General features: G+C 35.6%; 10 protein-coding genes. 4 read left to right on the forward strand and 6 right to left on the reverse strand.

The genetic code is table 11. The features are described from left to right. Positions 1–121: 121 nt before the first annotated feature. The 4 genes from HGC4_RS11510 to HGC4_RS11530 all read left to right on the forward strand — a co-directional run bounded on the left by HGC4_RS11510 (position 122) and on the right by HGC4_RS11530 (position 4,248). Positions 122–1,948 carry a hypothetical protein gene (locus tag HGC4_RS11510; protein WP_050710282.1) on the forward strand — a complete coding sequence of 609 codons (1,827 nt, stop codon included), beginning with the start codon at positions 122–124 and terminating at the stop codon, positions 1,946–1,948. After that, positions 1,945–2,640 (forward strand): hypothetical protein, encoded by a 696-nt coding sequence (locus tag HGC4_RS11515; protein ID WP_050710283.1) that lies wholly within the window; start codon positions 1,945–1,947, stop codon positions 2,638–2,640. The genes HGC4_RS11510 and HGC4_RS11515 overlap by 4 nt, the downstream gene beginning before the upstream one ends. A 444-nt stretch (positions 2,641–3,084) precedes the next feature. Beyond that, positions 3,085–3,408, forward strand: coding sequence for a hypothetical protein (locus HGC4_RS11525; protein ID WP_050710285.1), 324 nt, complete (start codon positions 3,085–3,087; stop codon positions 3,406–3,408). Between the two features lie 93 nt (positions 3,409–3,501). Further along, positions 3,502–4,248 carry a hypothetical protein gene (locus HGC4_RS11530; RefSeq protein ID WP_050710286.1) on the forward strand — a complete coding sequence of 249 codons (747 nt, stop codon included), beginning with the start codon at positions 3,502–3,504 and terminating at the stop codon, positions 4,246–4,248. A gap of 61 nt (positions 4,249–4,309) precedes the next feature. Here HGC4_RS11530 and HGC4_RS11535 read toward each other — a convergent pair whose 3' ends face one another. The 6 genes from HGC4_RS11535 to cobT all read right to left on the reverse strand — a co-directional run bounded on the left by HGC4_RS11535 (position 4,310) and on the right by cobT (position 9,528). After that, the gene (locus HGC4_RS11535; protein ID WP_157258252.1) at positions 4,310–5,248 is read right to left on the reverse strand and encodes a hypothetical protein; all 939 of its coding nucleotides are present in this window, start codon (positions 5,246–5,248) and stop codon (positions 4,310–4,312) included. 101 nt (positions 5,249–5,349) lie between these two features. Beyond that, positions 5,350–6,219, reverse strand: coding sequence for a cation diffusion facilitator family transporter (locus tag HGC4_RS11540; RefSeq protein WP_050710288.1), 870 nt, complete (start codon positions 6,217–6,219; stop codon positions 5,350–5,352). Positions 6,220–6,358: 139 nt separating this feature from the next. Further along, positions 6,359–6,931 (reverse strand): rhomboid family intramembrane serine protease, encoded by a 573-nt coding sequence (locus HGC4_RS11545; protein WP_050710289.1) that lies wholly within the window; start codon positions 6,929–6,931, stop codon positions 6,359–6,361. A gap of 23 nt (positions 6,932–6,954) precedes the next feature. Next, positions 6,955–7,485, reverse strand: a complete 531-nt coding sequence (gene cobC / locus HGC4_RS11550; protein WP_050710290.1) for an alpha-ribazole phosphatase — start codon at positions 7,483–7,485, stop codon at positions 6,955–6,957. A 61-nt stretch (positions 7,486–7,546) separates the two neighbouring features. Next, a complete protein-coding gene (cobS, locus tag HGC4_RS11555; RefSeq protein WP_050710291.1) occupies positions 7,547–8,308 on the reverse strand; it encodes an adenosylcobinamide-GDP ribazoletransferase in 762 nt (253 codons plus the stop codon). Positions 8,309–8,484: 176 nt separating this feature from the next. Beyond that, positions 8,485–9,528 (reverse strand): nicotinate-nucleotide--dimethylbenzimidazole phosphoribosyltransferase, encoded by a 1,044-nt coding sequence (cobT, locus tag HGC4_RS11560; protein ID WP_050710292.1) that lies wholly within the window; start codon positions 9,526–9,528, stop codon positions 8,485–8,487. Positions 9,529–9,779 lie beyond the last annotated feature (251 nt).

A 9,779-nucleotide genomic window follows, 5' to 3' on the forward strand; every position in this document is an offset into this window, starting at 1 on the left:
TAATTTAACTGATCTGATAGCTGAAATATTTACCACCATCTAAACATTCATATAGGGAAAGAACATAAGATTACTTTTATTTATATATTTTAGCACTTCGTAAACTATTTATTAGAAAACTATGAGAAATATCATTTTCACACTACTAACTATACTCTTCTTTTCGGCTTGTGAATACGACAGCGATAATATCCATTATAAGGATATTGAGAAGCCAAAGGACATTCAAATAGGCGTTGATCTCGCCGGAGTGAATCCTGATGACACTATTTATATCTATGCGAATACGCAGCTACATTATTCATTAGACACTCAAGGAAAAGAAATTTTAAATCAAAATTTTTTCCTTGATGGAAGGAATATATATTTATCAAATGGTTACTTGAATATAAATCCTTATTTTTCAGATGGAGAAAATCACAAATTAGATATAAACATCGAGCTTAAATCTAATAGCGGAAGTATGGCTGATGCCCTTGGTTACGAGAAATACATAGGACAGATATCTTATAACCTAAAATTCATCACAGGTTTACCTCTTCAATTAAATATAAAACAAGAACAAGACCCCGAAGGTTATTTAAAACTAGTTTGGAATAAACCTGAGTTGAAAGGGTTAGAAGTCGAAAAATATGAAATATCATATAAAAACGGTGATGGAGAGGAAATAAAGTTGACAACAATAAGCAATCCAAATACAACCTATATTGTTGATAAGAGCTATGTATATGGATATCGGACTTATACAATTAAAACTGTTTTTGAGAATGGAAGGATGCAAACTTGGACAGACCTGCATACTGCTGAGTATTCGACAATAACAGGTGATAATTTTACATTTGAAGATACTCCTGATATAGATAAAATAAAAATATCATGGAACAATAAATTCCCATCTCGCTTTGTACTTAAATGGATAGATAATAAGATTATACCCATTGAAGATGGAAAATCAAGTATTATAGTACAACGTCCCTATTTTTCGACCGAGGCTACACACTTTCAATTGTATATTTTACCAGATAATCAGAATAAAGATAATTACGAAGGAGCCCATTATATTAGTGCCGATTATGCTTTCCCTCGTTTCAAAAATTACTCGTACGACATTGCGTATAATGCTAAGCAAAAGCAATTACTAGGAGTAACGTTTAATAAGATGTATATTTATAATGCTAAGAATATGGAATTTATAGGTGAGCAATCACTCATTAAATACAATAACGGCACTACAGGAGACAAGGTGAGATGCTCTCCTACAAATGGAATGATAGCTTACAGTAGTTATCAGAAAATATATTTAGTCAAAAACAATGATTTTAAATCACCAATTCTTATAGAATCTGAGGATAATTATCTTTACGACTTTTTGTTAACAGATGATAGGCTGATTATAAAATACCTAAACTATAAAGAGGGTGGCTATGTAGTTCATATATATAATGCTAATAATGGACAATTCTTATATAAGTTTGCCGAACAGTCGGAATATTTCTCTATGACCATATCTTCAACTGGAAAATACTTTTGTTATTACACCACTACCAAACTCAAAATATATGAATTGGGGGAAGCTCAGCAAAAATTAATTCTAGAACAGGATAATTCCGTAGATAAAAATTATTTCTGCCGCTTCGACCCTATTAATTCAAATGAATTAATACTTAGTAATGGCAAAATATTTTATAAATTAAATGTCCAAACTTTAACTAAATCAAAAGAAGCAATAGGGTATTTAGAGGCTATAGATCCTGTCACAGGGAATATGCTATACAGCATTAAAACTGAGACTATTGCAAGGTTATCTGTTTTGAATTCACAGATGACCAGTACTATTTTTGAAATAGCTTATAATGCCAACTCTTCGTTTGCTGATCTCCGTTTTATTAATGGCTTTATAATTAAAGAATCTGCTTATATGGACGTCTCTAAATATCTAAAAAAATGAAAAAAACAACTATTATATTATTCTGTATATTAATGTGCTTACAGGCTAAAGCACAATTTTCAATAAGTTATTCATTTGGATATGGTACATATAAAATGGGTGATATGAAAAACATCTTAAAGTCGGCTGAAGAAATAATTAATTCACAATATCCCGGATTAGATGCTCAGATTGTCGACAATTTTCCAGGCTATATCACTCATACCCTAGATGTAGGATATAGAATACAACAAAATGAATTTGGGCAAAAAGCTACTTTCCTAACAACCGGAGGAAAACTTTCGCGAGCCGATTATTCAGGTGAATATGAAGAAAAAATAACGCTTTCTGCATATCGGCAAGGCGTCTTTTATAGGAACTATTTCTACACTAGCAATATGAACAATAATAGAAGTTTATCTTTATTTGGAGAAATATCGCCCAGTCTTATATTTACAAAAATGAAAACTGAAGGGCATATCTCAATTGGAAATGAAACTCAGCATATGGATCAAATACATCTAAATAGTACAAGTTTTACCATATTACCTCAAATAGGGCTAAAATTTAATTTGAATCCCCATATTGGCTTTCTTCTAAGTTCGGGCTATGATTTTAATTTTGGCTCAGGGATTGATAAACTTGGAGGTAACAAAATCGATTGGTCAGGTTTCAGAGTTAGTCTTGGAGCTTCTTATACTTTTAATCAATGAGTAGTCGTCTAATTATTTTTCTTTGTATTCTTTGCAATCTTTTAATAGGGAATAGTATAGTGTACTTTTGGTCTTCGCCCTCTACAAACTGGGATTTGATGATAGGTATGTCCTTATCTTGTATATTATGCTACCTGTTTATCTTTAAATATATCAATCTCAAAAGTTGGAATATAATTAAACTAATGTTCTTCTCTATTTTTGCTTGCGTTGTTATCGAATTAATTGGTTGCTCTCTTGCCTCGGTTGTTACTGGACTAAAAAGAGAAGAATCGGATTATTTTTTTGACACCTTGAAAGGACTGAGTATTGGACTTTTTTTGGGAATACTGGGTAATATACTTATGTTCCCTATAACAATAACGATGGGAGTTTTAAATTTAATCTGGTTTCGAAAGTTTCAAAAATCTTTAACTTTAGAATATTAACCAATACATAAATTCTATGAGAAAAATAATAGCCTTTTCGTTCCTTATATGCCTCCTTACAAGCTGTGCATCAATAATAGGAAGAGCTAAGACTGAAGAAATTCGTCTGGGAATGAGTAAAGAGGAAGTTCGCACACTTCTAAAATCGGCTCATGGGACAGCTAAAACGGCAAGTGCCCGACAATTACAGGATGGTGCATTAGAAGAATCTATTGAGCTAACCGAAGGTTACAATAAATATACTTTCATATTTATAGATGGCTACTTAAACGAATGGTACACGATAGATGTTCGTACAATTATTCCTCCTGCACCCATCATTCATAATGACGCAAATTAATAGATTTTGAATATTCACATCAAATATTTATCTCTGCTACTGTTGGTAGGTTTGGCATCATTAAACTCATGCTCAACCTACTATGGCTCTACTATGAATACTAAAGACCCATATACTATAAAGAATGAATATGGCGAATTTTTGGTAGAGGGAGATAGCTTGGATGTTATTTACAATTTCTATGGCGAAAATGCACCCATAGCAGTGAGCGTAGTCAACAAAATGTCTAAGCCACTGTATATAAACTGGCGAAAGTCGGGCATAATGATAGACGATATCCCCTCCCCTTATCAAGATCCCAATGTACACGAGATTGACGATGAGGCTATCGTTAACTTTAGCTCATTCTTAGACGATCCCGATGGATTGGGTTACGTAAAACCTTATTCGAGATTAAACAAACAGATTCTGGAACTGACTAATTTTAATTTCGACAAAATACCTGATACTCTTTTTCTTAAATGGAACACAGAGGCTGATAGCCGAGGAGACAATAAAAAATACAATGCGATTAGATATATTGCATCTAATTCGCCCATATATTTGAGAACATTCCTTACCATATACGAAGATTCTATGGAGGCAGGCGAAGCTTTTTTCTACGAAAACGATTTCTACATGTCTGAATTAATCAAAGGAAGTGGGTCTCTTAATAAACTTGAAGCTTACAGAAACTGGCGTGGCGACTTCTTCTATGTTAAACCTCAGAAAGAGAAAAAGCCCAAGACTGAAAAGAAAGCCCCTTCTATTCTCGAAAAAGTAGCTCACGTTACAGGACAGATTTTACTGTGGGCGGTTGAGGGCAGTAGTGGACACGATATTAATCAGCAATCAGAATAAAAAAGTGAGCACATTTTCATGCACTCACTTCTCTTATATACTATTTGTTAGTCTAATTTACTTATTGACCTATGAAAGTATTGTATGCTTCTACAACACCTCTATAATTGCTCATGGCAGACGAATATAAGTTATTTAGACGATCTGATTTTGGATTTGTTTCCAGTTCAAGATTCAGAGCATCCATCGCTTTTAGAGCCTCTTCGCTTTTTCTGTAAAAGTTTTGAAACACTTCTTTATAATAAACATCACTCAACTTTTTCACATCCTTAGTTGATATGTCTTTATTCTGAGCTATTGATTTTGATGCCGCCGATATTCCAGCTTTTACCAGTTCGCTATCGATAGCTTCTTGATTAAATAATTCCAAGATAGCCTCCAATGCATTCAGATCCGATTTCATAGGGATGATAAACTCAGCAATTTTGCTTTTTTGAAGCAATATAAGCTCGGCATCGTTACCTGCTTTAGATGCTAATCTAGAAGCTTCTGACCAGCCAGTATATCCTTTTTGAAAATAAAAGGCAAGACTGTCCTGCATAGCAGGATATTTTGCAAATTCAGTATCAGTAAGGTATTCCTTTTCTGAGAAATAGTCACTCATTGCTGTTGCCCATTTAACCGCATTTGCGATATTTTTATCTGCCAGAGTAATTGCATTGGCAATCTCTTTCTTTTCGGCAAACTCAGGAGCACCTTTATAAGCTGCAGCATATTCTTTTTGATCGCCAAAACAAGCTTCAAAATTCTTATAGTTCACAAAGAAAGGTTGAACGTTAGGATTTCTTTTCAGCTTCGAAAGATTACTTTCGGCTGTTGATAGCATCGATTTGTAGTTGTCGGCGCTAGTTCTGTTTTTGTTACTCAACTCAATAACACTATTGCATAATCTTATTATATTGGACGCATCCAACTCGGCTTTAGTGTACGTTTTTTGTTGTGACATTGCCATTAATGACATCAGCAACATCGAGACCATGAATGTAAGTTTAATTCTCATTTTATTTAAATTATAATTAGTGTGCCATAGGTCTTTAGACCTGTTTTTCTTTCAATTTCATTCGCTGTAACTCCCAACGAATTCTTAATTTATAAATACGATTACCACGATGGCTCTACATGAATAAGCACATCTGCTATTTCGGGCATCTTTTCTTTCAATCTATTTTTTAAATCATGAGCAATATCGTGCCCTTCTTTTACCGTAATATTTTTATCTACAATTATATGCAAATCAACATAAAAGGTCATACCCGTTTTTCTAACATGGCATTTCTCTGTATCCTGCACACCCTCTATGGTTTTAGCAAAATCGCAAACATCGTTAACCATATCGGGATATATATCCTTATCCATAATCTCGCCTAAAGCAGGTTTGAGAATCTTATAACTATTGTAGAGTATAATGAATGAAGCTAATAATGCCGCCCAATCGTCAGCCGCTTCATAGCCTTTGCCCATCACCAAAGCAATCGAGATCCCAATAAAAGCAGCAACCGAAGTTATAGCATCGCTACGATGATGCCATGCATCTGCAACCAAGGATGTACTTTTGGTTAATCGAGCCTTTCTTATTACTAATTGATACGAAATTTCTTTCCAAATAATAATTCCACCCAAAACAATCAAAGTAAATGGCTTAGGAGGCTCATGCGGCTCGTTTATATTCTGAATACTTTCGTAAGCAATAATAGTTGCCGATATAATAAGAAAACCCACTACACCGAATGTTACCAAAGGCTCTATACGCCCATGTCCGTAAGGATGTTTCTCATCGGCAGGTTTATTCGAATATTTAATACCACATAGTACAGCTATCGAAGAGAATATGTCGGCTGTTGATTCTATTGCATCTGCAATAAGTGCATAGGAATTTCCGAAATATCCGGCTAACCACTTTATTATAGCCAAAGTTGTATTGCCTATTATACTAAAATACGAAGCTTTTATTGCTGTCTGTTCTTTACTCATGAGTAGAGTTGGGATATGAAATATTGATGCCGCAAAGGTACGGTTTATTGCCGAAAATCATAACCTTTGAAAGATTAATAGAGAAAAAAGCGCCTATCTTTAAAAGACAGACGCTATGTATTTACTGAGAATTAATCTATTAACGAGGGGCTCGCTGCAATGTTTTTCGGAACAAGAATGCCCATAGCAAACCGCTTAAAGCTCCAGCTAAATGACCCTCCCACGAAATATGGCTTTCGGTTGGGAATATTCCCCAGATCAAACCCGAATAGAGAATAACGACAAGGATAGAAACCAGAATTAACTTCCAGTTCTTGCTTAGGATACCTCCAAAGACTAAGAAAGAAGCCAAACCATAGATAATACCACTAGCTCCTATATGTGAGGCATAGCGCCCAATAAGCCAGGTTATAATACCGGTAGTGATCCAGATCATGAATAGGTAAAGTGATGCTTTTTTCTCATAAAAGATGAAGAGCAAGCAACTCAGGAAAAAGAACGGGAGAGTATTTGCTATCAAATGCTCAAAATTGCCATGAATTAAAGGTGCTGTAATAATACCCAACAATCCGTCTACCGAACGAGGCAAAATACCTAAACCTGCAAGAGTGTTACCCGTAAGATATTTAATCACTTGAATCACCCAAAAGATAGCTACAAATGCGAAAGAGTATTCGACAGCCTTTTTAATTTTCCCCGATTTCTTATTCATGATTCCAAGAGTTTTATAAAGTGTTATATATTAAGACATACTATTTCTCCGTAAGCGGGCACTGTATCGAATGCATTTTCGAGAGTAGAATCGCCTGTATATACTTTCGCACAGTTGATAACACCCCCATGAGTAAATATGGCTACATTCTTATAATCCTCCTTTTTTATTTCATCCAAAAGAGAGGCTACTCTATCATATAACATCTTGAATGACTCTCCTCCTGTAGCAGGTTGATGTATCCAGTTTTCATACCAACTTTCTATATTTTCATCATCAATATGGTCCCAGTTCATCATCTCCCATTCTCCGAAGTACATTTCTTTAAGACGATCTATCCATTGTACATCGCCCTGAAATCCGCAGTATCTTGCCAATTTACGGCAACGGCTCAAGGGGCTCGAATAAACGGCATCAAACTCAATGCCTTTCAGTTTTTGTTTTACAACCTCTGCTTCTTCTTCAAAAGTGGACTTCAACGGAACGTTAGATTGCCCGTAACATGTACCTTGTGGTACATCTACTGAGGTATGTCGTATCAAATATAATTTCATATTTCTGTTTTTAAGGTTTTACACCTTCTTATTAGTTCGGCAATTACAGCCTGCTATGATTCTAAAATAAAGTACTTAATAAGTTATACACAGCCACGATTCCCAGATAGAACGAAAGTTCGCACATTAAAAACAATGCTCCGCAACAATCGCCTGTATATCCCTGTATTTTTTTATTCATCAACGATGTCAACAATAAAAAAGCCAGAATCGGGAGAATAACAGCCAGCCAATACTCCTTGGGCAGCAAACCGAAAAACGGTACTAATCCAAACAATGCAGAGAGGATAAATGTTCGCAAAACCATCGTTTTATAAACCATTTTAGCCTTACTTGTTTCCTCGTTGCGAGCGTAAGGCAAGCGCAATGTTATAAGTGAACCTATAAACTTACAGAGGGGATCTCCTGCCAAAACTACCAAGCATGCAATATGCAGAGGCAGCGAGGTGAGCAAGAAAAACAGAAGCAAGAAATAAAAGATAAGGCTAACCACTCCGTACGTTCCAATATGAGAATCTTTCATTATAGCCAGAATCCGCTCCTTAGAAGTTCCACCGCCAAAGCCATCAAAGAAATCTGCCAGGCCATCTTCATGCAAAGCACCTGTTATAAGCAAACGGCTCAATATAGCTAGTACAACAGCTATGTGGATAGGAAATACAAAGGAGGTAGCCCACAACACCAATGCCATAATCGAGCCAGTGAGCCAACCAACTACCGACCAATAATTAATGACCTGTTTGAAATATTCATTAGGCACATTAAAAATCCGCCAAAACGGTAAGCGGGTAAAAAAGATCAGCGCAGCTCCAATATTATTCATCTGATGAGGTATTTCTGATAAGGTCTGAGACCTTTTGTTCTCTAATTAAATGCAATTTAGAATTATTACTGAGGAAGGCAACAGTAAATAATTCAGCTAATTTAATCATTTTGCTCGATTCGATCTATCTAAAATCTCGTTTTAGTTATAGTTTAAGCACTTAAATCAAAATCCGTTTAATCGAAGTATTTAGTGACCTCAATTGCCTTAAAAGAATTCATTTCATTAATCATTCTCACTGCCGAATCTAGAATGGGATAAGCGCACAAAGCACCTGTACCCTCCCCTAGTCGCAAATCGAGATGAAGTATAGGTTTCACTTTCAAGAAATCTAGTAATGTTTTATGTCCTGCTTCATCGCCTTGATGTCCGAATATTGCGTAATGCAAAACATCCCGATTGATTCGTGCAGCAGCCAATATGCATGAAGTCATTATAAAGCCATCTACTAGAATAATCATACCCAATTCGGCAGCCTTAAGCATACCACCAACAGTCATCACCATTTCGTAACCTCCAAAGTGGCGCATTACATCGGCGGTGGTTCCATCGCCCTGATAATTATCCGTAGCTTGCCTAAGAACTTTATATTTATGTTCCAATATTTTACCTGCATGATCTGAGCCTGCTCCAACACAATCGCGAAGAAGAATTCCCGTAAATGTATTCATCCAAATAGCCGATGATGAGGTATTGGTTATACCCATTTCGCCAAAGCAGATAACATTAGAACCTTCGTCATAAGATTGCTGCACCACTTCGGCTCCGACCTCGATAGCCTGATCAAACTCGTCCATCAACATCGCAGGCTGATATAAGTAACTGCGGGTTGCTTTACGAATCTTACGATGTATGATTCGATCATCCGTAAGATCGAAATCATAGTTCACACCTCCATCCACAACTTTCAGACCGAAACCATGTTGACGTGCTAAGAAGTTTACACCTGCTCCTCCTTCGAGAAAGTTAAAAACCATTTGTCTGGTTACTTCCTGAGGTGATGGGCTTACACCTTCTTCTGCAATTCCATGATCGGCTGCAAATACTATATGAACGGGCTTCGTAAGTGATGGACTTGTGGTTTGCTGAATCCATCCGATTTGTAGTGCTAATTCTTCGAGGATTCCTAAAGAGCCTTTCGGTTTGGTCAGATTATCTATTTTCTCTTGAATTTGAGGTATAATTCCTTCGTCAGGCTTTCTTATATTAAACTGGAGCATAAGTTATATTGATCAATATTAATTTAAAGTCTCAGATTTATGAAATGTTTCAGCAAGTATAAAAGCACAGCATCTCATAAGTTACAAGTATTTAATGATGGGCTTTTGCCTCTTTATTTTTCCCAAGGACAAAGGTATTATTTTAGTCTAAAAGCAGAAGCCAAACTATTTGAAATTATGAATAGAAAACAACAATAATACCTTATATATATAATACTATAACTTTGCTAACACAAAAGAATTATACTTAA

The sequence above is a fragment of the Dysgonomonas sp. HGC4 genome, assembly GCF_001261715.1.
GTDB lineage: Bacteria > Bacteroidota > Bacteroidia > Bacteroidales > Dysgonomonadaceae > Dysgonomonas_A.

Bases quoted from the DNA above. Each gene is read 5' to 3' on its own strand.
- cobT (WP_050710292.1), bottom strand. From the start codon at position 9,528: ATGCTCCAGTTTAATATAAGAAAGCCTGACGAAGGAATTATACCTCAA.
- HGC4_RS11515 (WP_050710283.1), top strand. From the start codon at position 1,945: ATGAAAAAAACAACTATTATATTATTCTGTATATTAATGTGCTTACAG.
- cobC (WP_050710290.1), bottom strand. From the start codon at position 7,485: ATGAAATTATATTTGATACGACATACCTCAGTAGATGTACCACAAGGT.
- HGC4_RS11535 (WP_157258252.1), bottom strand. From the start codon at position 5,248: ATGAGAATTAAACTTACATTCATGGTCTCGATGTTGCTGATGTCATTA.
- HGC4_RS11540 (WP_050710288.1), bottom strand. From the start codon at position 6,219: ATGAGTAAAGAACAGACAGCAATAAAAGCTTCGTATTTTAGTATAATA.
- HGC4_RS11530 (WP_050710286.1), top strand. From the start codon at position 3,502: ATGAATACTAAAGACCCATATACTATAAAGAATGAATATGGCGAATTT.
- cobS (WP_050710291.1), bottom strand. From the start codon at position 8,308: ATGAATAATATTGGAGCTGCGCTGATCTTTTTTACCCGCTTACCGTTT.
- HGC4_RS11510 (WP_050710282.1), top strand. From the start codon at position 122: ATGAGAAATATCATTTTCACACTACTAACTATACTCTTCTTTTCGGCT.
- HGC4_RS11525 (WP_050710285.1), top strand. From the start codon at position 3,085: ATGAGAAAAATAATAGCCTTTTCGTTCCTTATATGCCTCCTTACAAGC.
- HGC4_RS11545 (WP_050710289.1), bottom strand. From the start codon at position 6,931: ATGAATAAGAAATCGGGGAAAATTAAAAAGGCTGTCGAATACTCTTTC.